This window comes from Pseudomonas sp. FBCC-B545, from assembly GCF_059134095.1.
In genome coordinates this window covers 3,939,196-3,961,656 of record NZ_CP101441.1, presented here as the reverse complement: position 1 = coordinate 3,961,656, position 22,461 = coordinate 3,939,196, and the positions used below count along the sequence as shown (strand labels likewise).

Here is a 22,461-nt window from a genome sequence, read left to right as displayed (position 1 = left end):
AGTTACAACGGCAGTTGTCGAAACCATAATAGGCTCCCCCAGTGACTGACAGCCCCGGCTGACACCGCAGAAAATCTTTCCCATTCATCCCCTCCCGCAAAGCTCTCATCCGTTCGCGCAAAGGCCTCGACAGGCCTGCACCTCGATAATCTCCCTTCACTCAACCCTGCCGCTGCAACCGAGCACCGCGTACCATGAACCTGCGCACCTTCATCCGTCGCTACTGCCTGAACTCCAGGCTCGCCACGTATGCACTGACCCGTCTGCACAAATCGCTCTCTTTGCTGGTCGCCTATCTGGCCCGGCAGGGCTTCGATTCCAACACCTGGCCGACCCGTCGTGACGAAGGCGCTTACGAGCGTCGCCTCAACAGCCTGTGCCCGGAGTTGGCCGCCACCGTGTTCAGCCACGCGCGCGACGGCATTATCCTCGTCGACCCGTTCGGCCGGGTTATCGCGGTGAACGAGGCGTTCACCCGGCTCACCGGCTACGGGCAGGACGAAGTGCTGGGGCGGGAGTTGAATTCCCATCGCCTGGTGCGTCGGCTCGCGACGTTTTATACGCCAATGAAGAATGCGCTGGATTTCCACGGGCATTGGGCCGGTGAGATTCAAAGCAGCCATAAGAACGGCCGGGAGATGACTTCCCGCATCAACATCAGTGCGGTGCATGACCGTCACGGCAATGTCCAGCACTATGTAGCGTTGTTCAGCGATGTAACGCAGATGAAGCAGCGCCTCCAATTGCTGGAGCGTGATGCCCGGTATGACGCGCTCACGCAATTGCCCAATCGGCTGCTGTTGGCCGAGCGGATGCGCCAGGCGCTGGGCAAGGCGCGTCTGCATCAGCAGAAAGTGGCCATCGCGTTTATTGACCTCGATGGGTTCAAGGCGCTTAACGACAGTTATGGGCATGATTGGGGCGATCGGGTCCTGGAGATTGTCGCGGCACGGATCAATGCGACGTTGCGTGAAGGCGATACGCTGGCGCGGCTGGGGGGCGATGAGTTTGTGGCGGGGCTGGTAGGTTTACAGGCCGTGGAAGACAGCGAGCCATTGCTCAAGCGGATGCTGCAGGCGGCCAATGCCCCGATTGTGATTGGCGCGCAGACGGTTGAGATTGCGGCGAGTATCGGGGTGGCGTTTTATCCTGAGCATGGGGTGGAGATCGATGGGCTGATCAGCAAGGCGGATCAGGCCATGTACCTGTCGAAAAAGGCCGGCGGTAACCGTTTGGCGTTTTGTCCGACGCGGTTCATTTCGCTCAATAGCGAAGCCTGACGGTGGTGCCGAGGGTGCGTTCGCTGCCGGTCATGACGCCGTAGTCACCGGCGCCGAGCAGTGAATACACGGCGGTGATGTAGTGGCGATCGAAGAGGTTGCGCACCCAGCCTTCCACCTCCCAGGCACGGTCCTGGCTGCGCAGGCCCAGGCGCAGATGGGTGAGGCCATAACTGGGTTGATAGCTGCCTTCGCCGCCTTCGAGGGTGCCGTAGTAGCCGGACCTGAAGCTGTAATCGATGCCGCTGTAGGCTTCCAGCCCATGCGCCAGCGGGTGGCTGTGGTCGAGGCCGCTGCTGAGGTTCCATTGCGGCGCGTTGTAGAGGCGATCACCACTGAGGTCGCAGGTCCATTGGCCCGAGGCGGGTGGGCATGGTGCGTTGGGGAAGCTGCGGTAGCGCGCATCGCTCCAGGCCAGGCCCAGGCGCCAGGTGAGTTGGGGCTGCAGTTGCCAGGCGGAATCCAGTTCGATGCCGCGCAGGCGGACTTTGCCGACGTTGATCAGGTTGTCGCGCAGCGGGGGGGCGAACAGCGATGTCGGCGGGCTATAGGTCAGCGCTTGGTAGTTATCCACGTCGGTCTGGTAGACGGCGAGGTCGAGCATCGCGCGCTCGTCCCAGAAGCGCGTTTTAATGCCCAGTTCCAGGGAGGTGGCACGCTCCGGCTCGAAAGTGGGCGCGGTGAACGGGCCAACCACATCGAAATTGATGCCGCCGGCCTTGTAGCCCCGCGACCCGCTGATATAGCCCATCACGGCATCGTTGAAGCGGTAGCTGGCACTGAGCAAACTTGAGACGTTGTGCTCTTCAATCGCATCTTCACGGTAATAACCACCGCCCAGGGCGATGCCGCGCAGCAATTGGCCGCCCGCCTGGAAAACCGCGGGCAAGCCATTTAGCGGGGCGAGATTGCTGACGTCGCGGGAGACCCAGCCGTCTTTGCGATCCTGGCTGTAGCGCAGGCCGCCGGTGAGTTCCAGCGCGTCAATCGGGCGCCAGGAAAGCTGTCCGAAAATGGCCCGACTGTCGCCCCTTTGCTCGCCGTCGTAACGTTGTTGGGCGCCTTCGAGCAGCAAGGCCGGCACCTGCTTGGGATCGGTGAAGTTGATGCCGTAGAGTTTTTTCAGCGGCTCCAGTTGATCGCCGACGAACCAGGGCGCGGCGTCCTTGCCGAATTCGACGTCGATCTTACGGTCGAGCTGCTGACGCAAATAATAGAGCCCGGCGACATAGTCGATGGACGAGCCGACGGTGCCGGACAGGCGCCATTCCTGGCTGAACTGGCGGTGACCCAGCTCGGTTTCGGACTCGGCCACCGACAGCGCAGTGCTGTCGCCGTCGCGAGCGGCGCGGTAGTCCCAGTCGCGGTAGGCGGTGATGCTGGTCAAGCGCAGCGCCGCGTCGAGGTCCCAGTTCAACTCCAGTGAGACACCGTTCTGCAAGGTATGCGGACGCCCCGGCGCGTCGATGCGGGTCTCGCGCTTGTAAGGGGCGGGTTCTGCCAGCGGATAGCCGAGGAACTTGGCGCGCTGGCGAGTCTGGGCGCTGTAGTGATTGACCAGCAGCACGTTGCCGGCCTCGTTTTGCTCGGCATGGTCGGCGATCAGGCGCGCGCTGAAGTCCGGGTTCGGCGTCCATAATAATTGCCCACGCAGGCCCTGGCTGTCGGCGTCGCCGAGGCGGGTGCCATCTTGCAGATTGTCCACTGAACCATCGACCGAACTGTTGAAGACGTTCAGGCGCCCGGCCAGTACGTCGTCCTGCAGGGGGCCGGAAATCGCCCCGCGATATTCCCGCAAACCGTGCTCGCCGTAGCGTGCTTCGAAGTTGGCTTCGGGTTGAAAGGTCGGCTGGCGGGTGATGATGTTCAACGCCCCGGCCGTGGTGTTCTTGCCGAACAGGGTGCCCTGTGGCCCGCGCAGAATTTCGAGGCGCTCGATGTCCATCAATTCAGTGAAGGCCATGCCCTGGCGCGCCTGGTAAACGCCATCGACGTAGGTGCCAACGCTGCCTTCCAGGCCATCGTTGTAGGCGGTGGCGCCGAAGCCGCGCAAGCCGAACCCGGCGAAACGTGCATCGTGACCGGACACCACCAGGCCGGGCACTCGTTGTTGGATGTCCTGAAGCCGATGCAGGCCGGCCTCGTCCAGTTGCTCGCCGTAAAGCACGCTCATTGGAATCGGCACGTCTTGTGGGGCTTCCTCGCGGCGTCGGGCGGTGACGGTCGTGTCGTCGAGCGTGAGGGTGCTGGGCGCCTGTTGTCCGGCATTCACCGACGCCCAGGGCCAAGCCGCAAGGCAAAGCAAGAGCAGCCGATAACCCGAGCCCGGCATGCTAGAACTCCCGAGCCATTGCGCGGCGCACTGTATCCGTGCAGGCCAGCATCTTGACCCAAGCCAGCAATTCTCGGCTGTCGACGGGCTTGAGCAGTACTGCATCGAATACCAGATTGTCTGGATAATCCTGCGGCCTACGTGGCGGGACCGCGGAATACAGCATCACCGGCAAGTGGCCCCAGCGCTCGCGCACCTGCCGCAACAGTTCCCAGCCGTCCATGCCGGGCATCATCTGGTCGCTGATCAGCAGGTCGACCGATTGTCCGGCCAGGCAGGCCAAGGCGTCTTCGCCATTCGCCGCCATGCTCACGTCAAAACCGTAGCCGGCCAGCAGGTCATAAAGCCATTCGCTGTTCTGCTCGACGTCATCGACCAGCAGAACGTGCTTGCCCTGGCCATCAAGCGGCGTGGCGTTGTTGTCGACGAGGCCGAGTTCCAGGTCATGTTCCTCAGCGCATCTGAGTTGCAGGCGAAAACTGAAGTGGCTGCCGCCTTGCTCGGTGGCCTGGGGTTCGAGCCGGCTGTCCATGCGCTCCAGCAGTTGGGTGACGATCGACAAGCCCAGCCCGCTGCCGTCGTAGCGCTGCGCATTGCGGCCGCGGCGGAAGGGTTGCAGCAGTTGTTCGAACTCTTGCGGATCAACGCCGATGCCGGTGTCGATCACGCTGAAGCGCAATTCCACGCCATCGGCGGTTGCCCCCGGGTAACCGCTCACTTCGAAACGGATCTGGCCGTTGTGGGTGAATTTTGCCGCGTTAGCCAGCAGGTTCATGAGAATTTGCCGAAGACGTTTGAAGTCGGCCTCGACCAGAGGCGGCAAGTCATCGGCCAGCACCGCTTCGAAGCTGTTGCCCTGACGTGCCGCGAGAAAGCCGGCTTCGTCGGCGATCTCCTTGAGGAAACCGTACAAATACCCCGGCGCGAGGGCCAGTTGCATTTGTTCCAGCTCGCCACGGGAGAATTCGAGCATCTCATCGATCAGCTCCAGCTGCTGGCGGGCATTGCGTTCGATCGTGGCTGGGTAATCGCGGTTTGGCCCGCCGTGCAACAGGCGCGCGTAGTCGATAATGCGTACCAGCGGCGAGCGCAGGTCGTGGCTGATCCGCGCCATTAGCGCACTGCGAGCCGCCAGGGAGTCGCGCAACTGCGCGGTGCGCAGTGCCACGGTGCTTTCCAGACGTTCGTGCTCGGCCTGGCGCTGTTGTTCGAGACCGGACAGCGCGTGCTTTTCGCGGTCGCGGCTGCGGACCACTTCCATGATCAGGGTGCACACCAGTAACGCGACGCCTGCCAACGTAGACGATAAGCTGTATTTGCTTTGCGCAGACTGCCAGGGCAGTTGTTCCTGAGGGAAGAAAATCCGCATCAGCAATTGGCCCAGCAAGAGCGCTGGCACCAGCCAGGCCATCCAGCTGTAGCTCAGGCGCCGGCGCCAGGCCATGAATAATGTCGCGAGCAGCACTGCGTAGAAGCTCATCAGCGATACCTGGACCAGCTGCGCACCCTGGACGGCATCGACTTTCAGCCACCAGAGTCGGCCGAGGATACAGCCCGACAGCGGCACCCAATAGCTCCAGCCAATGATGCGGGGCAGGCGGGACACCTGCAGCAACACGCGCATGTAGGCCAGAAACAGAACGAACGAGACCGCGCTGGCGCAGGTCAGCAACTCTCGTGTCCAGCCCAGTGCGGTGGGCCAATAGACCAGGTAGCCGTTGAGGATGCAGGTGAGCAGGATGTAGCTCAGCACCGCCCCTGCGTTCACGGTCAGCAAGGGGGAGCGCAGGATCCAGCCGACGATCAGGCCGAAAGGCACGACCAGCAGGACAATGCCGAGGGTGAGTCCATCGCTCAGGTAGGTCTGTTGCTGACTGCGCAGCAGCGCCGGTTCGGACCACAGTTGCGGTTCCAGCAGCATTTGGAAATTGCTCGCCACTCGCACGAACACCGTGACGCTTTCCCGCGCCGCCAGTGAGATCGGGAACGCCGGCTGGCGCGCAGGTGGCTGGGGCCATTCGGCCAGGGGATGAGCGTTTCCTGCATGCGCATCACTCCAACGTCCGCCGGTGGACTGATAGACGCGGATGTCCTCCAGGCGCGGCGCCCCAACCACCAGCAGGCGCGAACAGGCCGCATCGCTTGAATTGGTGAGCTGCATTTTTAACCAGAACGCGGAGCGGCTATAGCCTTGGGGCGGCCAGTCTGGGGTCGGGGTGTTGAAACGCGCTGCGGGCAATCCAGCCACTTCGTCCAGGCTCAGGCTGGCCTGGGTATCCTCGAAAATTTGCAGCGTAGGCATCAGGTCCAGCTGCTCGGCCTGGCAACTTTGCACAGGGGCGGCGCGTAGCGGGCCTGCGGATAACAACGCCAACGTCAGCAGCAGGAGCTGTAGAAACCGCATCAGGTGCGTCCGGCCAGCTCTGCATCTTCAATGCCCAGGGTTTGCCGACGAAACTGACTGGGCGTCATGCCGATTCTCTGGCGCAAGGCGGTGGCGAAGTTGCAGGCATTGCGAAAGCCCACCAGCTCGGCGACGTCTTGCACGCTCATGGCGCTTTCGCCGAGCAGTTCCTGGCCGCGACGCAGCCGGGCATCGCGTATATAGGCGAACACGGTCAGCCCCAGGTGCTCACGGAAGATCGCGGTGAGACGTTTTTCATGGGTGCCGACTTTTTGGGCCAGCCAGGGCAGGGAGGGTATATCGTCCAGCTGGTTTTCAATCAATCGCATCGCCGCCCTCAGCACGATTTCATCACCTTGTGGTTGCGGATCGACCGGGCCGTCCTGAATGGCCGGCGGCGCTCGCCAAGTCAATTGCAGGTGAATCTTGATGCGTGCCAGTACTTCTTCGGGGGCGTAGGACTTGGGAATGTAGTCGACCGCGCCGACCGCCAGCCCCTCGAGGCGCTCCAGTGGCGTATTGGCCGACGACAGAAACAGGATCGGGGTATGCCGGGTGGCCGGTGCCTCGCGTAATAGCCTGCACAGGCTGAAGCCATCCATCTGGGGCATGTGAACATCCAGAACGATCAGATCCGGGCGCAGGCTCAGTGCCCGTTGATAGCCCTGATGGGCGTCGCTGGCCAGCGAAAGGCGCCAAGGCTGGGTCTTTAGCAGAACGAGTGTGGCACGGATATCTTCAGGAACATCGTCGATCAGCAGAATATGCGGCAATGAGTCGGACGCCGCCGTCGCTGCCCGCCTTTCGTATTGTCCATTGTCCATTCGCCAGGTTCTCTTATGGTGTTTCGCCAGGTCATTGCCGCGACATTGCCAGCGAGCCCCCCCGGAGACTCGCAGCAGGTATTCACTCAAGAGTTGTCTACCTGCCGGATTGCCTTTGACAGTTTGCAAGATAAGGCACGTTACGGACGGCGACAAATCGATATAGCAATAGCGGCAGATGAAGCGAGAACTGAAGCTATCAAATTTTTACTCGGCGATAAATGGTCGGCCCCGTTCGAGATGGGTGCGGTTGCAAGTATCTACCATAGACGCTGGGGTTTGAATCTTAAGCTCCCGGCTTCAGTGGTTCTCTGCAGCGGCAGGTGGGGGTTGGTTCGTTGGGGGGTATCCAAACCTGGGGTGCGAACGCGCATCAGGGTTCGAGGTGCGGCCTCATAAGGTCCTCGAACCACTCGATGAATGCGCCGAGCCGGCGGGTTCTCTGGCGCCGATGCGGATACAGCAAGGACACCGGCATGGCTGCGGCACGAAACGCGGGCATGACCTCGACCAGTTCTCCACTGTCCAGCAGGTGTTTCACATCGAAGCGGGGGATCTGGATCAAGCCAAGCCCGGCGCGGCAGCAGGCGATGTAGCTCTCGGCGTTATTGACGACGACCCGACTGGCTAGGTTGCGCGTCTGCTCCTGCCCGTCGGCCTGAACGTGCTCCCAGGGCAGCTCCCGTCCCGTGGTGGGTGAAGCGTAGCCAACCGCCCAGTGCCCGCGGGCCAGGTCCTCCGGCTGCTGCGGCATGCCGTGTTCATGCAGGTAGGCTTTGCTGGCGCAGTTGATCAAGGCGATAGCCCCCAACGGTCGCACTGCCAGGCTGCTGTCCTGCAGGGGCCCAACGCGTATCGCGCAGTCAACGCCTTCCTGCACCAGGTCGATGGCGCGATCGGTAGAGCCGAGCGCCAACTGCAGCCGAGGATAGCGACGCAGCAGGCCCGGCAATGCCGGCGCGATGAGACGGCGCGCAATGCGGCTGGGCGCATCGATCCTGAGCAGCCCAGCCACTTGCCGCTGACTGCTCTGGAATAGTTGCTCGACGTCCTCGGCGTCCGCCAGCAATGGACGCAAGCGCTCGAGCAGTTGGGTGCCGTCAGCTGTCAGGTGAACTTGGCGCGTCGTGCGGTTCAGCAGGCGGGCGCCGATTTTTTCCTCCAGTTGCTGGATCGCGGCGGAAACGGTGGCGCGAGGCAATTGCAGCGCATGGGCAGCTTTGATGAAACTGCCCATTTCGGCTACCCGCACGAAGACGCGGTACTGATCGAGTGTGTCCATATCTGCCTTTCAACCTTGGAAGCGGTGCCAACCCCGGACGCGGAATCGGCACCCGTGGGACTGGCGGATAATCACCCCGCGAACCCTCCTTGATCCACAAAGATTTGCTCCGCCTCGATTTTCCGCGCCCGTTGATGGGCTTCAATCCGGGTGCCTTCTTGCTCAACCCGTCAATTGAACCGCCAAATGCTTACTTGGTGGTGTAGCCACCGTTGATGAGAATTGTCTGGCCGGTGACCCACCAACCGTCGCTCACCAGATGGCGAATGAAGGGCACCACATCCTCGATGGCGGTCAGGCCAGTCTTGCTGGACGACGAGAGCGCGGCAGCCGTCTTGTGGTACGCCACGGCATCGGCGCCCTCGGCCGGGTAGAAGAACGGCGTGTCCATCGGGCCGGGGCCAACCGCAGTCACCGAGATGCCGCGCGCACCCAGCTCCTTGGATGCTGCGCGAGTGTAGTGCTCAACCGGTGCCTTGGTGCCCGCATAGGCCGCGTAGAAAGGCGTGAACGCGCCCAGCAGCGAGGTGACCACGGTGCAGATCTTGCCATTGTCGTTCAGGTGCTTGCCGGCTTCCTTGAGGAAGAAAAAGGCGGTCTTGGAGTTGACTGCCGTCATCTCGTCGTATTCGGCCTCTGTGATCTCGGCCATGGGTTTCTTAAGCACCTTGCCGACGGTGTTGATGGCGATGTCCGGCTTGCCTACGGCGCTGATGGCGTCGGCAAACAGCTTCTCGACGGCACCCGCTGTGGTCAGGTCAGCCTGCAACGCCACGGCTTGCGCACCACTGCCCTGTATGGCCGCGACGGTCGCATCGGCATCGGCCTTGGAGGAAGCGCTGTTGTAATGGATGGCGATGGCCTTGGCGCCTTGCGCGGCCAGGTCGCGAGCGATCAGGCCGCCAAGGTTCTTGGCTCCGCCGGCGATCAGTACTACTTTGCCCTTGATGGAGTGGTCTGCCATGGGAAATCTCCTGCACGAGTGTAAGGAGCTTCAGCATAGGCGCCTGCATGCGCTGGATAAATCAGGCTTGGCTGGATGGATTATCCATAAAACCTGTCTAATCCTGGGCCTTGTCTGGATTACTTGATTGACGTCAACCGCAGGCGTCGGCCCTGCTCTGTATCCTGTGCTCAAACCCACTCTGCAGGCTTGAACCTGAATGTTGGCGTGGTGGTGTTGCTTGTGCATCCCCCCGGGATGACCGCAAAGGTGTTGGCCAAGATCGCCGACGAAGCACGATGGGCTTGACGGTTGCCTCGCCGTAGGTCAGCCGTGTCCAGCTCAAATGAGAGCGAGTATCCCATGCTCTATCCGCTGTTTCTGACGTTGCATCTGTTTGCCGCGCTGATTTTCATTGGCACGGTGTTCTTCGAAGTCCTGTTCCTGGAAAGTATTCGTAAACAGCTGCCGGTCAAGGTCATGCTGTTGGTCGAACAGGGTATCGGTCGACGCGCGCGCACCCTGGTTCCATGGGTTTTGCTGGTGTTGTTTGGGGCCGGGGCGGGGATGGTCTGGTTGCGCTATTTGCCGACCCTTGCCACACCACTGGCCTCATCGTTCGGTACATTGTTGATGTTGAAGATCGCAGTCGCCGTCAGCGTGCTGCTGCACTTCCTGGCCGCCATGTATCTGTTCAGAAGTGACCGGATGTCTGCTCGATACCTGCATTTCATCCATGCCAGCCTGTTCTGCCACATGATCGTCATCGTGCTGCTGGCCAAAGGGATGTTTTACCTGACCTGGTGACCAGGTTTGCCCGGCGGTCATGCACCACCAGCATTTGCTTGCGCTTGATACAAATCAAGACGCATTGAACGCCAGGCCCTGACACTGGTAGTGCGCAGCCAGTCTCGGAGACCCGTCATGCTCAACCCATCTCACAACCGCGGCGAGCTGAACGTTCGGTACGATCAAGGCGTGCTCGATCCCGACTGCCCTGTTGGCACTGAAAAGTTCCATGAAGGGATCGGTTCCCTGGATTTGCTTCGCGCTTTACGTGCCAGCCGCCAGAAATGCCGTCCGCTGTCGCTGAACGTGCAACTGCCGTCCAACCCTAGGCCTGCCTTGTGTTCCCCGGGCGATGTTTCATGCGAGCACAGGGGCGGTGAAAACTACCTTCGGCGTCTGCAGCACGAGATTGACCTCGTCAGTTGTCACCTGGGCACGGGGCAGCGGGTCGAGCAGTTTCATCTGGGTGGCGGTATACCCGCAATCGCCCAGCTCAGAAGGCTGATGAGTCATCTTCGTGGCCGATTCAACCTTTTGGGGCATGAGTGCGGTGAGTACAGTATTGACGTTGACCTGCACCACACCGACTGGTCGACCATGGGCGTGCTGCGCGACCTTGGATTCAACCATGTCAGCATTGGCGTTCCGGACATCGGTGCCGACAGTGATATGTCGGTGGACTGCTACCAGAACCCGGCCCCCATCCATTCGCTTATCGATGCCGCGCGTACCTTTGGTTATCGTTCCATCAATGTGGATCTGGGGTATGGCCGTGCCTGGCAGACGCCGGAAAGCTTCGCATTGAAATTGGCCACTCTTATCGAACTGGAGCCGGACCGGCTGCTGGTATTTGACTACTCACGGCCACCCCATCGCTATCGGGCGATGGCCGGGGACAACATCAGAGCGCTGTGCAGCCTGGATGATAAAAGCGCGATGCGCCAAAGCTGTTTTGACCAGTTGCTCGGCGGCGGGTATCACTACATCGGCCTGGGTCAATTCGTCCGGCCCGACGATGATTTGGCGATAGCGCAGGAGCGCGGCCGGTTACGTCGCACCAGTGAAGGTTTTACCCGCCACGGGTATTGCGATCAAATCGGGTTCGGTTTGGGCGCCATCAGTCAGATTGACGAACTGTACGCGCAAAATACCGACCAATTGCAACGGTATCAGCAATGCCTGGACATCGACCAATTGCCGACGAGTCGTGGCTGGCGGTGCGAGCCACGCAGCCAGATCAGGCTCATGGTCATGGAGCGCCTGGCGTGCGATTTGGAGCTGGATATCCAGGCCATCGAGACGCGTTGCGGACTGATCTTTCGCCAGTACTTTTACGCCGCCTGGCCTGTGCTGGAGCAATTGGCCGGTGACGGGTTGATTGAGCTGTCTGAGCGTTTCATCAGTATCCTTCCGGCCGGTCGGCCGCACGTAGATGCCATCTGCAACCTGTTTGAAAAGGACTCGGGCGGCGCGGGACGTGAACCCTATAGCGAGTGGATTGATCATGACACCTTCATTTGATTTCAATCGCGCCCTGGTCGAAAAATATGACCAACCGGGGCCGCGCTATACCTCCTACCCAACCGCACCGCAATTTCATCAGGCGTTCGCCGTCGATGACTATCATCGTGCCGTCACCGATAGCAACCTGGCGCCTGTGCCCAAGCCCCTGTCGGTGTACATTCACATTCCGTTCTGCAAGAGCCTTTGTTACTACTGTGCCTGCAACAAAATCATTACGCAGAAAACCCACCGTGCCGTCGAATACCTGACCTACCTCAAGCGCGAAATCGAGATGCAAGCTGCCTTGTTCGACCGTACGCGCAAGCTGACGCAACTGCACCTGGGCGGGGGCACGCCGACCTATTTGACCCGCGAGCAGCTGGCCGACCTGATGGGCTGTCTACACCAGGCATTCGACATGGACGACAGCGATGACCATGAGTTTTCCATCGAGGTCGATCCGCGCACCATCAGCACCGAACAGATCCAGTCGCTGCGCCAGCTGGGCTTCAATCGTCTGAGTTTTGGTGTGCAGGACTTTGACCCCGACGTGCAGGCGGCAGTCAATCGCCAGCAAAGTGAAGCGCAGATTTATGCCCTGGTCGCAGCGGCGCGTGAGGCGCAATTCAAGTCGGTCAGCGTCGACCTGATTTACGGCCTGCCGCTGCAAACGGTGAAGAGTTTCGATGTCACCCTCGGCAAAATCATCGCGTTGCGTCCGGATCGAATTGCCGCCTACAGCTACGCCCATTTGCCGGAGCTGGTGCGCGCGCAACGACTGATTCGCCCAGCGGACATGCCGCCACCGGAACGCAAGCTGGAGTTGCTTGAACTGACCATCCGGCGCCTGACCGAGGCCGGTTATGTCTATATCGGCATGGATCATTTCGCCTTGCCCGACGATGAGCTGGCGCTGGCCCGGGCCAATGGCACGTTGCAGCGCAATTTCCAGGGCTACTCCACCCATGCCGACTGCGATTTGATCGGCCTGGGCGTGTCAGCGATCGGTAAGGTCGGCGACAGCTACAGCCAGAGTGTCAAGGAGCTCTCGCAGTACTATGCCCGTATTGATCAAGGCTTGCTGCCGGTGCATCGGGGTTACCGTTTGAGCGCCGATGACCTGCTGCGCCGTGACGTGATCAGTGAGCTGATGTGCCATGGCCGGGTCGACTTCGGTAAATTCGAAGTGGGTCACGGCATCTGCTTTACCGAGTATTTTGCCGACGCGCTGGGGCAACTGGACGAGCATGTGCGGGACGGGCTCCTGAAGATTCATCACGGCCAATTGCGCCTGTTGCCCCAAGGGCATTTGATGATGCGCAGCGTCGCAATGGCGTTTGACGCCTACCTGGGTGACGCACAGAAGGGCCGGTTTTCCCGCACCGTTTAAGGCGTTGGAAACACCTGCAAAGAAAACCGATCGCCTTCAAGTCAGTAGGCTTGCACCTCTCACTTGGATGGAGAAAAGCGCGCCGGGTATTGCAGTGGTTGTTCGGCGAACAGATTGACCACGGTGCCGATCACCGTCAGGGTCGCAATTCCGGGCGGGCACTTAAGCCCCAGGGTCGGCAGTTGGTGCAGCGGGCCACGCACGACATGCTGGTCGGGCCGTGTGCCGTTGCTTATCAGTGCCGCCGGTGTGTCGGCGGGCATTCCGGCCTCGATCAAGCGCTGCGCGATAACCCCAAGATTCGCCAACCCCATGTAGAAGACCAGGGTTTGACTGCAGTCGGCCAGGCTGCTCCAGGGCAACGACAACGCGCCATTGTGTTGCAGGTGCCCGGTGATGAAACGGCAGGAGTTGACCAGGTCCCGGTGGGTCAGTGGGATCCCCGCATAGGCGCTGCAGCCGGAAGCGGCGGTAATGCCCGGGACCACCTGGCAGTCGATACCGCGTTGCAGCAAGTACTGAAGTTCCTCGGCACCGCGCCCGAATATGAAGGGGTCGCCACCCTTGAGCCGAACCACCCGTTGGCCTTGGTCGGCAAGGTCAGCGAGCCGTTGGTTGATCTGTTCCTGGGGCAAGCTGTGGCAGCCGCTGGCCTTGCCGACGTAATGCCGCACGCAGGTCGGTGGGATCAATGCCAGCAGTTCGTCGCTGATGAGGCGGTCATAGACCACGGCGTCGGCCTGCATCAGCAGGCTCCAGGCGCGCAGGGTCAGCAGCCGGGGGTCGCCGGGGCCGGCACCGACCAGGGCGACTTCCCCCGGTCTGAACGCGCACTCAAGTGCGGCCGGTATAACAATGGATGCAGGCATAAGGCTTCCTTGGTGCTTCATATCAGGAGGTTTACCGCACGGACGCTTCAGTCTGTGGTGCAAGGGATCAGCGGTGACGGCTGCACGCCGATCTCTTCATCGCTTAGATGACAGCCGGGGTCCTGGCCCCAGAGGTCGCCCTCGGCCCAGGCGCGGGTGCGGGTATTGCCGTTGCAGATGGGCAACCAGCGGCATTGCGCGCAACGGCCGCCCACAGCACGGGGGTGCTCACGCAATCTCGACAGCAGCGCATCGGGCTGATCCAGCCAGAGCGTGCGAAAGGGCGTGTGCCGGACATTCCCCACCGAGTGCTGCCACCAATAGGTGTCCGGGTGCACTTCGCCGGTATTGTCGATATTGGCAATACCGCTGCCCGAGGCATTGCCGCCCCAGGCGCGAAGCATGTTTTCCAGGTGCGGGTAGTGCGCAGGCAAGCGGCTCGCGGCCCATTGCAGCAAGAGAATGGCATCGGCATCGTTGTTGCCACTGACAAAATCGGTGCCGTGGCCTTGTTGAATGTCTTCCCAGGCGCGTTCGAAGATCGAGGTCATGGCGTCGCGGCTCATCTGCCGCTGCGCATCAAGCTGGCGACTGCGTTTGCCGCGGCCGCTGTAGTTGAGGTGCGACAGGTAAAACTTCTGTACGTCGTACTCGCGCATCAGTGCCAGCAGTTGGGGCAACTGCGTGTGGTTCTCCTGGGTCAGCGTCGTACGCAGGCCCACGCGAATGCCTCGTTCTCGACAGAGCCGGATCGCGTGCATGGAACGAGCGAAGCTGCCTTTCAGTTGCCGGAAGGCATCATGGGTGGCTTCCAGGCCATCGATGCTGATGCCCACATAGTCAAACTGCGCGGCGCTGATCCGCGCGATGTTCTGCTCATCGATCAACGTGCCGTTGGTGGACAGCGCCACAAAGAAACCCTTGGCGCGGGCATAGGCGCTGAGCACAAACAGATCCTCGCGCATCAGCGGTTCACCGCCGGAAAATATCAGTACTTTTACGCCGGCATCGTGCAGGTCATCGATCACAGTCAGGGCGGCGGGCGTATCCAGTTCGTCGCGAAAGACACTGTCGGCCGAGGTGGCGTAACAGTGTTTACACGTCAGGTTGCAACGCCGCAGCAGGTTCCAGATCACCACCGGTGGCCGGTTGCTGCCCGGTGGGCTGGTTCTGGGGGCGGGCGCCTGGCCGCTCAGGGCGCGCAGGTATTGGCTGATCCTCAACATGTAAATCTCCTTGATTCAGCTGCGTTCAGCGTGGCGCTTGCGGTAGCCGCACACCGGTTTTCTTCAGGATGCGGCTGCTCACCAGCATCTCGTCGGCGACACAGGCGTCACCCAGCAATTGGCGCAGGTACTCGCGATAGTGGTTGATCTCGTCGCTGCTGCGGCCATGGACCATGGCGAACAGGTTGTAGCGCCAGGCGGTTTGGCGCGGGCGTCGGTAGCAGTGGCTGACGAACGGCTGCGCGCCGATCAATGCGCCAAGGCGCGGCATGTCGGTGTCGCGCACGTCCCAGACGGTCATGCCGTTGTGGCGATAGCCCAGGCGATAGTGGTTGGGGACAGCCGCGATCCGCCGGATCGCGCCCTCGGCTTGCAGGCGCTTGAGCAAATCCAGGGTTGCCTCGACGCTCAGGTGCAACTGTTCGGCGAGCCAGGCCCATGGGTCGTTCACCAAGGGCAGGCCGGCCTGGGTCAGCTCGATCAGATGCCGGGCCAGGGCGTCCTCAGACCGGGAAATACACACCGACATGATAGGTCTCCTCTTTAGGCAGGTTAAGCAGTGGCAGGCCTGTCAGGGTTTCGATGTGGTGCAGGGTTTGGGCGATCGCCTGTTCTGTCGAGCAGGCGAGCACGAACCACATGTTCCAGGCGTGTTCGCGTCGATAGTTGTGCGCCACTTCGGGCAGGGCGTGCAGTTGTTCGGCTACCTGTTCGAAGCGTTCTTCTGGCACCGCCAACGCCGCGAGGGTGAACGCGCCGCCCAGCCGCTCGATGTCGAACAGTGGGCCGAAGCGCGTGAGTATTCCGTCAGCGAGCATTTGGCGCAGACGCTCGAGCAGTTGCGCGCTGCTGCTGTCCAGTTCGGCGGCCAGCGCCTGCCAAGGGTGGCGTACCAGCGGTAGACCCCGTTGCAAGCGGTTGATCAATCGGCGGTCGAGGTCATCCATGGCATGGGGCTCCCATTGGCGAGGCTGCAAAGCGTGCGCCGCACTGTTTGAAGGCGTGGGTGCTGAACAGCAATTGATGGGGCAGGTCGCTCAGCAGGTGTTCGTCCAGCAATTGCTGAATCTGGGTTTCGACCTGTTCACGTTGACGTCCATGAACCATGCAGAACAGGTTGTATCGCCACTGCGGCAAACGCCGCGGCCGTTGATAGCAGAGAGTGATGCCCTGCGCTCGCCCCAGGCGCTGGCCGACCTCGTCGATCAGCGCGTCCGGAACATCCAGTACCAACATTGCGTTGGCGGTAAAGCCCAGGGCGCGGTGGTTGAGCACCAGGCCGATTCGGCGGAACAAGCCCTGCTCATGCCACAGATGCATCTGCCCCAGCACCTGGTCTTCGTTGGCGTTTATTCGCTCGGCGAGGCATTGGTAGGGACGCGATACCAGCGGCAGGCCAGCTTCAAGGTGCCTACGCAGCGCCAGCGTTTGTCTGGGGGTCAAGTCGGTATTCATGGCGTTTCTCCCAGGGAAAAACCGAGGTCGATGCGGTAGGCGGTCAACATCGGCAGGTCCAGTGGCGTGAGGCCGGTGTCTTTTTCAAGTTCATTGAGTACGCGTTCGATGTGTGGGCGATCAGGGCCGGTCACCACAAACCACAGGTTGTAGAAATGCTCCCGTGCATAGTTGTGATTGACCTCGGGATACTGGCTGACGCGCTCAGCGACCTGATGCAGGCGTGTGGCGGGCACGGCGAACGCGGCGAGGGTGCTGGCTCCGGCACGGCAGTGGTCGAACACCGCGCCGACCCGTGAGAGGGTGCCGGCCTGATCCATGGCGTGCAGGCAAGTCAGCACGTGCGCCTCGTCGCAACCGAGGGCGGCGGCCATGGCCTTATACGGTTCCGCGCACAGCGGCATTTCGTGCTGGAAGCGATCCATCAACTGGCGACTCAGCAGATCCAAGTCCATTTCAATAGCCCATTTTTTGTGCGCGGCTGCTGAAGAAGATGCCGCTTGGCGCGCTGGCCGGCAGGGTGGCCAGCCGTTTGAGGGTGTACGGGTCCCAGACTTGGACCTGATCGCCGTCGCGGGCCGACAGCCACAACTGGTCGCCACGGGCGGTGAACTCCATGTGCAGCACGGCCGGGCCCGGTCGCAGGTCGGCGATTACGCGATGGGTTTCGGTGTCGATCACCTGAACCCGATCATTATCCGGGTAGGCAAAATTGACCCACAGCTGCCGGCCATCTGGCCGCGAGGTGACGAACACCGGCTGCCCAGCCACCGCAATGGTTGCGGTCTGCTGCCAACTGCGCGAATCCATCACCAGCACCTGATGGCGGCCGACGGCGGGCACAAAGGCCTGGTTGTCGGCGACGGCCCAGCCTTCCAGGTGCGGCATTTTGTAGACCGGGAGTTTTTCCTGGCCGCGACCGTAGTCGCCGAGTATTCGCTTTACGCCTCGTTCCGGATGCCAGAGATCGAGTTGGGCCATGCCGTCTTCGCCGAACAGCCCGGCCATGTAATAGCGCCCATCCGCAGTTATCAGTGCGTCGTAGGGTTGCTGTCCGATGTCTTTGAAGCGGCGGATCACTGGCGAGTTGCCCTGGCTGAAATCGGCGCTCCAGATTTCGCCGGTATCGAACAGACTGAACACAAAGCGTTGTCCGGGGGCGTCCACCAGGCCCACTACACGAGAACGTTTGCCATCGGCCAGCGCCGTGGCGGGGATGTCCGCTACCTGTTGCAGGGTGCCGGCATCGAACACCTTGACTCCGCCGGGGACGTAGTTGGACACCGCGATCAACCTGCCGTCCTGACTGATGGCGCCGCCGATGCTGTTGCCGCCCTGGATGACCCTGTGGTCGATGCGCTGGGTCAGCAGGTCGATTTTGCTCAAGCCCCCGTCGCGACCGAACACATAGGCATAACGCTGGTCAGGGGAGAACACCACCGAGGCATGGGACAGATCGCCAAGGCCTGTGAGGCGGGCCAGCGCGGTGTGTTTCTGGCTTTCGATGATCTGGATGCTACCGGTGCCGCGTTCCACCACGACCCCCAGGTCGCCCGTGCCCCGCAAAGGAGTTTGAGCGCAGGCGGATAACAGGAGGCCGGTCGCCGCTGACAGCAGGATTGAACGGATCATGGTGCGGGGTATCCCTGGAGAAGAAGATCGACCAGCCAACGGATGTCGTCGGCACTGAGCAGCGCGCCCCAGCCCGGCATGGCGGTGCCGGGGCGCCCTTGGGTGACGGTGGCGATCAGGCTGGCCCGCGACTTGCCGGCCAATGCTGCGCGGGTCAGCTCGGGGCCCAGCCCACCGGTCATGTACAGCCCGTGGCAGGCACCGCAGTCCTGGGCCAGCAAATGTTCGAGCTGCGCCTGGCGCTTGGCGTCCGGCGCCGCAATCGAGCTTGCACAAATGAGCAGGAGGGCCGCCATAATCGCAGCGTGTCGATAGGTGTTCATGACGCCCTCCCGGTGGTTATTTGAGCGTCAGTACCCAGGTCGCAAGGGTCTTCGCTTCTTCTTCGGTGACCGGGTTGGCCGGCATCGGTATCGGCCCCCAATTGCCTTGCGTGCCATTTTTGATATGGCTCGCCAGGGTGTCCACGGCGCCGGCCGTACCGGCGCTCCTGGCCGCGACATCCTTGAGCGCCGGGCCGACCATCTTGGTGTCGATGGCGTGGCAGGCGGCGCAAGGCTTACTCTTGAACAGCTCCAGTGCGTCTTGCGCCATGGCAGGCTGCACAATCAGCCAGGCAGCCAGGGCAAACAATGAAAGCAGCGTATTTTTCATGGCGATTCCTTGCATTGATGGAGCTCAATAGATGTCGTGCTGGGTGTTGTAGACGTTGAATTTGCCGGTGGGCGTAATCAGCCGCTTGTCTTTGATCACCGCTTTGAGCTTCAGGGTTTTGTCGTCGATCACCACCAGTGCCGACTCGTCTGCCTGCCCGCTCCAGACGGAGAACCAGACCTCGTCCCCGGCCTTGTTGTATTCCGGCTGCACGACCCGCATAGCGCCTTGCTTGATGCCGGCGTACTCGGCGATGGGCAGTACGGTGTAACCGGCGTCGAGCTTGTCGAGGTTGAATACCGCTACCGATTGGCTGAGCTTGGCGTCTGGGTTGAATGTGGTGTCGACGTACAGGTGGCGTGAGCTGGGGTGGGTTTTGATGAACAACGAACCGCTGCCCTGGCCTTTGAGCGAGGCGACCTGTTTCCAGGCGTATTGCGGGTGTTTGACCGGGTCGGTGCCGATCAGCGAGATACCGTCATCGCCCAGGTGGCTGGTGGCCCAGACCGGACCGTAGACCGGGTGCTCGAAGTTGGCGCCGCGACCCGGGTGAGGGATTTTGCCGACGTCCACCAATGCCGTCAGTTTGCGCTCCTTGGAATCGATGACGGCGACCTTGTTGGAGTTGTTGGCGGCAGTCATGAAATAGCGATGGGTGCTGTCCCAACCACCGTCATGCAGGAACGGCGCGGCATCGATATAGGTGATGGTGAGGTTCTTGATGTCCTGGTAATTGACCAGCATCACCTTGCCGGTTTCCTTGACGTTGACGATGAACTCTGGCCATTCGTGGGAGGCGATGATCGCCGCGACTCGGGGTTCGGGGTGGTATTCCTGCGTGTCGACGGTCATGCCGCGGGTCGAGACGATTTGCTTGGGCTCCAGGGTTTCGCCATCCATGATGGTGAACTGCGGCGGCCAGTAAGAGCCGGCGATGGTGTATGTGTCTTCGTAGCCCTTGAACTTGGAGGTCTCGACCGAGCGCGCTTCAATACCCACTTTGACTTCGGCAACCTTGGTCGGCTCCGCCGGCCATAGGTCGATCATGTCGATCCGGGCGTCTCGACCAATCACCAGCAGATAGCGACCGGAGGCGGAAATTCGCGAGATGTGTACCGCATAACCGGTCTCGATCAGCTTGACGATTTTCTTGCTGTCGCCATCGACGAGAGCGATCTTGCCGTCATCACGCAAGGTCACCGAAAACAGGTTCGGCAGGTTGAGCGTGCTCAGTTGTTTCTTCGGACGGTCTTCAGGCTTGACCAACACTTTCCAGGTCTTGCGCGTCTCGGCCATGCCCCATTCCGGCGGTGTCGGCGGTGTATGTTGAATGAACTTCGCCATCGCGGTGATCTGTTCCTTGGTCAGAGCGTTGGACGTTCCCCAATTCGGCATGCCCGCCGGTGACCCGTAGGTGATCAACGCTTCCAGGTAGGGTTGCCCGCGGGACTGGGTGATGTCGGGTGTTAAGGGTTTACCTGTGGCCCCTTTGCGCAGGACGCCGTGGCAACCAGCGCAGCGCTGGAAATAAATCTCCTTGGATGAGTCGAACTCGTCTTGGCTCAGGTCAGGCGCCCCGGCGGTTTTCACCATGGGCGGGGTGGCCGCCGCCGTGGCGGGTTCGTCAGCGCCGGCGACCTGGCTTATCGCCAAATAGAGTGTGGCGACGGCCAGGGCAAACGTTTTTCTATTGCTGATCAGCATTCCATTTCTCCTCAGGCAAGACCTTTGCGATGTGCTGAAACGCCAGCAGAACGCAGGTTCTTAGTGCGTTGCAAGGCTATGCCCGAGCAGGCCAATGCTTGCTTGACGGCGATCAAGTTTGCCGGCCGTGTCACTTGCCAGGTTGTCGCAGGCGCCCGTAGCGTGTGCCTTGAATCCGCTTTTGGAACAGGTAGCCCATGGACCGTATTCCGTCGTGCGAACAGGTCGAACCTTTCTACCAACCGCTGAACAATGAGCAGGTACTGTTCGAGCAGGCCTGGCGTCACGGCATGCCGGTGCTGATCAAAGGCCCGACCGGATGCGGCAAGACCCGCTTCGTCCAGCACATGGCTCATCGCTTGAAACTGCCGCTCTACACCGTGGCGTGTCACGACGACCTGAGTGCCGCAGACCTGATCGGTCGCCATTTGATCGGCGCCAAAGGCACCTGGTGGCAAGACGGACCGCTGACTCGTGCGGTCCGGGAAGGAGGCATCTGCTACCTCGACGAAGTGGTCGAGGCACGCCAGGACACCGTGGTGGTGCTGCATCCACTGGCCGATGATCGTCGGGAACTGTTCCTGGAACGCACCGGCGAAGTGTTGAAGGCGCCGTCGTCCTTCATGCTCGTGGTGTCTTACAACCCCGGTTATCAGAACCTGCTCAAGGGCATGAAGCCCAGCACCCGCCAACGGTTCATGGCGATGCGCTTCGGCTATCCGCCAGTAGCCGACGAAGAGCGCATTGTCGCCCGGGAAGCCCAGGTGGACAGCGCGCTGGCGGCACAAGTGGTCAAGCTGGGGCAGGCCTTGCGCCGGCTCGATCAGCATGACCTGGAAGAAGTCGCCTCGACGCGACTGCTGATTTTCACTGCGCGCATGATCCGCTCCGGCCTGAGCCCGCGAGAGGCGTGCATGGCGTGCCTGGCCGAGCCGCTGAGCGATGATCCGCTAACGGTCGCTGCGCTGATGGACGTGGTTGATGTGCACTTCGGCTGAGCCCAGCGAGCTGTGCCGTGGCCACTTGCCGGGCGATCTGGCGATGTGGTTTTTCATTCTGGCCGAGTTGTCTGTGTTCGCAATCTTGATTCTGGCGTTTGCGGTGACCCAGGCTCTCAGGCCACAGATGTTCAGTGACAGCCGACAGTTGCTTGCCACGTCTACCGGTTTGGCGATGACATTGAGCCTGATCACTGCAGGGTTGTTCGCTGCACTGGCGCAGGAGCGCATCCGGCGCTCACGGCCCCGCCACGGCGCGGTTTTCCTGTTGCTCGCGTTGCTCGCCGCGAGTGTCTACGTAGTGTTGAAAGTCACCGAATACCGGCACTTGCTGGCCTCGGGGCTGGGCATGGAGCACAACACATTTTTCACGCTCTACTGGATCCTCACCGGATTTCACTTTCTCCATGTATTGCTCGGCATGTTCATCCTCGGATGGCTGGCCGAGCGTTGCCGTCGAGGCCTATACGACGCCGCAAACCACAACGGCTTTGAATGTGGCGTGCTGTATTGGCACATGGTCGATCTGGTCTGGGTGGTGCTGTTCCCGCTGGTCTACGTGCTCAATTGACGGGAGGATATATGTCCGCGTCCAGGTTACTGCTCCTCTGCTGGGCTGGGTTGGCCACGTTAAGCCTGTGTACGGTGGCGCTGGCACAGCTCGGCGCCTCGGGGTGGTTGTCGACGGCAATCATGCTGGTGGCGGTCGGCAAGGCCTGGTTGATCACGGACGGCTTCATGGAACTGCGCCACGCCCCGCGCCTGTGGCGTCGGTTGATGCTGAGCTGGGCGCTGGTGTTGGCGGCCGTTGTCGGGCTGACGCTCGTGTTGTTCCGTTGAAGGAGCCCATTGATGTGCATGGGTATCCGCACTCGGTAAAAGTGTGGGAGGAGGCTTGCCCCCGATGAGCGTAGGTATCTACACAACCAGCCGATCCGACCGTAACCACGATGCGAAGCGAGCCGCCTTTGATCTTGATCTGCTTTTGATCTTGATCTTAGGCGCCCCGTTAAACCACGCTGGCCGGAATTCGACAGGGATTTGGGGGGTAAACCGGCAGGGATGCCGGTTTAGCCGCCCCGCGCCATGGATGGCGCGTGGCGGCGGCCCCCCAAATCCCTGTCGGATTACGGGCACACCGAGCCTGGGCGAGGTGCCGAGTGGTGGGGCATGTAC

General features: G+C 61.4%; 22 protein-coding genes. 7 read left to right on the top strand and 15 right to left on the bottom strand.

Features of this window, described 5'->3' with window-relative positions; translation table 11 throughout:
* Nucleotides 1-194 precede the first annotated feature (194 nt).
* Nucleotides 195-1,280, top strand: coding sequence for a sensor domain-containing diguanylate cyclase (locus NMB39_RS18155; protein WP_198720138.1), 1,086 nt, complete (start codon nucleotides 195-197; stop codon nucleotides 1,278-1,280).
* Here the strand turns inward: NMB39_RS18155 and NMB39_RS18150 are convergent.
* The 5 genes from NMB39_RS18150 to NMB39_RS18130 all read right to left on the bottom strand — a co-directional run bounded on the left by NMB39_RS18150 (nucleotide 1,264) and on the right by NMB39_RS18130 (nucleotide 9,086).
* Nucleotides 1,264-3,612, bottom strand: a complete 2,349-nt coding sequence (locus NMB39_RS18150) for a TonB-dependent receptor (protein ID WP_198720137.1) — start codon at nucleotides 3,610-3,612, stop codon at nucleotides 1,264-1,266. The genes NMB39_RS18155 and NMB39_RS18150 overlap by 17 nt on opposite strands.
* Nucleotide 3,613: 1 nt before the next feature.
* A complete protein-coding gene (locus NMB39_RS18145) occupies nucleotides 3,614-6,016 on the bottom strand; it encodes a hybrid sensor histidine kinase/response regulator (protein WP_494340310.1) in 2,403 nt (800 codons plus the stop codon).
* Nucleotides 6,016-6,840, bottom strand: coding sequence for a response regulator transcription factor (locus tag NMB39_RS18140; RefSeq protein ID WP_124377410.1), 825 nt, complete (start codon nucleotides 6,838-6,840; stop codon nucleotides 6,016-6,018). The genes NMB39_RS18145 and NMB39_RS18140 overlap by 1 nt, the downstream gene beginning before the upstream one ends.
* 373 nt (nucleotides 6,841-7,213) lie before the next feature.
* The gene (locus tag NMB39_RS18135; protein ID WP_494340311.1) at nucleotides 7,214-8,122 is read right to left on the bottom strand and encodes a LysR family transcriptional regulator; all 909 of its coding nucleotides are present in this window, start codon (nucleotides 8,120-8,122) and stop codon (nucleotides 7,214-7,216) included.
* Nucleotides 8,123-8,312: 190 nt separating this feature from the next.
* Nucleotides 8,313-9,086: an SDR family oxidoreductase gene (locus NMB39_RS18130; protein WP_217882140.1), complete on the bottom strand. Its 774-nt coding sequence runs from the start codon at nucleotides 9,084-9,086 to the stop codon at nucleotides 8,313-8,315.
* Between the two features lie 342 nt (nucleotides 9,087-9,428).
* On the opposite strand from NMB39_RS18130, the gene NMB39_RS18125 reads away from it, so the two are divergent.
* The 3 genes from NMB39_RS18125 to hemN all read left to right on the top strand — a co-directional run bounded on the left by NMB39_RS18125 (nucleotide 9,429) and on the right by hemN (nucleotide 12,747).
* On the top strand, nucleotides 9,429-9,872 hold the full coding sequence (locus NMB39_RS18125; protein ID WP_057024130.1) for a CopD family copper resistance protein: 444 nt from the start codon (nucleotides 9,429-9,431) through the stop codon (nucleotides 9,870-9,872).
* A 117-nt stretch (nucleotides 9,873-9,989) separates the two neighbouring features.
* On the top strand, nucleotides 9,990-11,375 hold the full coding sequence (locus tag NMB39_RS18120; protein ID WP_217882142.1) for an oxygen-independent coproporphyrinogen III oxidase: 1,386 nt from the start codon (nucleotides 9,990-9,992) through the stop codon (nucleotides 11,373-11,375).
* A complete protein-coding gene (gene hemN / locus NMB39_RS18115) occupies nucleotides 11,359-12,747 on the top strand; it encodes an oxygen-independent coproporphyrinogen III oxidase (RefSeq protein WP_494340312.1) in 1,389 nt (462 codons plus the stop codon). The genes NMB39_RS18120 and hemN overlap by 17 nt, the downstream gene beginning before the upstream one ends.
* A gap of 59 nt (nucleotides 12,748-12,806) precedes the next feature.
* On the opposite strand, the gene cobA is transcribed toward hemN, so the two are convergent.
* The 10 genes from cobA to NMB39_RS18065 are packed head-to-tail and all read right to left on the bottom strand — an operon-like array spanning nucleotide 12,807 to nucleotide 20,287.
* The gene (gene cobA / locus NMB39_RS18110) at nucleotides 12,807-13,616 is read right to left on the bottom strand and encodes a uroporphyrinogen-III C-methyltransferase (RefSeq protein WP_198720130.1); all 810 of its coding nucleotides are present in this window, start codon (nucleotides 13,614-13,616) and stop codon (nucleotides 12,807-12,809) included.
* Between the two features lie 47 nt (nucleotides 13,617-13,663).
* The gene (nirJ, locus tag NMB39_RS18105) at nucleotides 13,664-14,842 is read right to left on the bottom strand and encodes a heme d1 biosynthesis radical SAM protein NirJ (RefSeq protein WP_217882144.1); all 1,179 of its coding nucleotides are present in this window, start codon (nucleotides 14,840-14,842) and stop codon (nucleotides 13,664-13,666) included.
* A 25-nt stretch (nucleotides 14,843-14,867) separates the two neighbouring features.
* Nucleotides 14,868-15,371 carry a siroheme decarboxylase subunit beta gene (gene ahbB / locus NMB39_RS18100; protein WP_198720129.1) on the bottom strand — a complete coding sequence of 168 codons (504 nt, stop codon included), beginning with the start codon at nucleotides 15,369-15,371 and terminating at the stop codon, nucleotides 14,868-14,870.
* The gene (locus NMB39_RS18095) at nucleotides 15,346-15,789 is read right to left on the bottom strand and encodes an Lrp/AsnC family transcriptional regulator (RefSeq protein WP_494340313.1); all 444 of its coding nucleotides are present in this window, start codon (nucleotides 15,787-15,789) and stop codon (nucleotides 15,346-15,348) included. Before NMB39_RS18095 ends, ahbB (NMB39_RS18100) begins: the two co-directional genes overlap by 26 nt.
* A complete protein-coding gene (gene ahbB, locus NMB39_RS18090) occupies nucleotides 15,782-16,297 on the bottom strand; it encodes a siroheme decarboxylase subunit beta (RefSeq protein ID WP_057024123.1) in 516 nt (171 codons plus the stop codon). The genes NMB39_RS18095 and ahbB (NMB39_RS18090) overlap by 8 nt, the downstream gene beginning before the upstream one ends.
* Nucleotides 16,294-16,752, bottom strand: a complete 459-nt coding sequence (locus NMB39_RS18085) for an Lrp/AsnC family transcriptional regulator (protein ID WP_494340314.1) — start codon at nucleotides 16,750-16,752, stop codon at nucleotides 16,294-16,296. The genes ahbB (NMB39_RS18090) and NMB39_RS18085 overlap by 4 nt, the downstream gene beginning before the upstream one ends.
* 1 nt (nucleotide 16,753) lies before the next feature.
* Nucleotides 16,754-17,929 (bottom strand): cytochrome D1 domain-containing protein, encoded by a 1,176-nt coding sequence (locus tag NMB39_RS18080; protein ID WP_217882148.1) that lies wholly within the window; start codon nucleotides 17,927-17,929, stop codon nucleotides 16,754-16,756.
* Entirely contained in the window at nucleotides 17,926-18,252 is a 327-nt protein-coding gene (locus NMB39_RS18075; RefSeq protein ID WP_198720124.1) for a c-type cytochrome, read from the bottom strand. The genes NMB39_RS18080 and NMB39_RS18075 overlap by 4 nt, the downstream gene beginning before the upstream one ends.
* Before the next feature lie 16 nt (nucleotides 18,253-18,268).
* Nucleotides 18,269-18,583 (bottom strand): c-type cytochrome, encoded by a 315-nt coding sequence (locus NMB39_RS18070; protein WP_057024120.1) that lies wholly within the window; start codon nucleotides 18,581-18,583, stop codon nucleotides 18,269-18,271.
* A 24-nt stretch (nucleotides 18,584-18,607) separates the two neighbouring features.
* Entirely contained in the window at nucleotides 18,608-20,287 is a 1,680-nt protein-coding gene (locus tag NMB39_RS18065; protein WP_198720123.1) for a cytochrome D1 domain-containing protein, read from the bottom strand.
* Between the two features lie 197 nt (nucleotides 20,288-20,484).
* On the opposite strand from NMB39_RS18065, the gene NMB39_RS18060 reads away from it, so the two are divergent.
* From NMB39_RS18060 to NMB39_RS18050, 3 genes are read left to right on the top strand one after another with little or no spacing between them, the layout of a single operon-like run.
* Entirely contained in the window at nucleotides 20,485-21,285 is an 801-nt protein-coding gene (locus NMB39_RS18060) for a CbbQ/NirQ/NorQ/GpvN family protein (RefSeq protein WP_043050648.1), read from the top strand.
* On the top strand, nucleotides 21,269-21,856 hold the full coding sequence (locus tag NMB39_RS18055; protein WP_198720122.1) for a cytochrome c oxidase subunit 3: 588 nt from the start codon (nucleotides 21,269-21,271) through the stop codon (nucleotides 21,854-21,856). Before NMB39_RS18060 ends, NMB39_RS18055 begins: the two co-directional genes overlap by 17 nt.
* 11 nt (nucleotides 21,857-21,867) lie before the next feature.
* Nucleotides 21,868-22,125, top strand: coding sequence for a cytochrome C oxidase subunit IV family protein (locus NMB39_RS18050; protein ID WP_494340315.1), 258 nt, complete (start codon nucleotides 21,868-21,870; stop codon nucleotides 22,123-22,125).
* Nucleotides 22,126-22,461 lie beyond the last annotated feature (336 nt).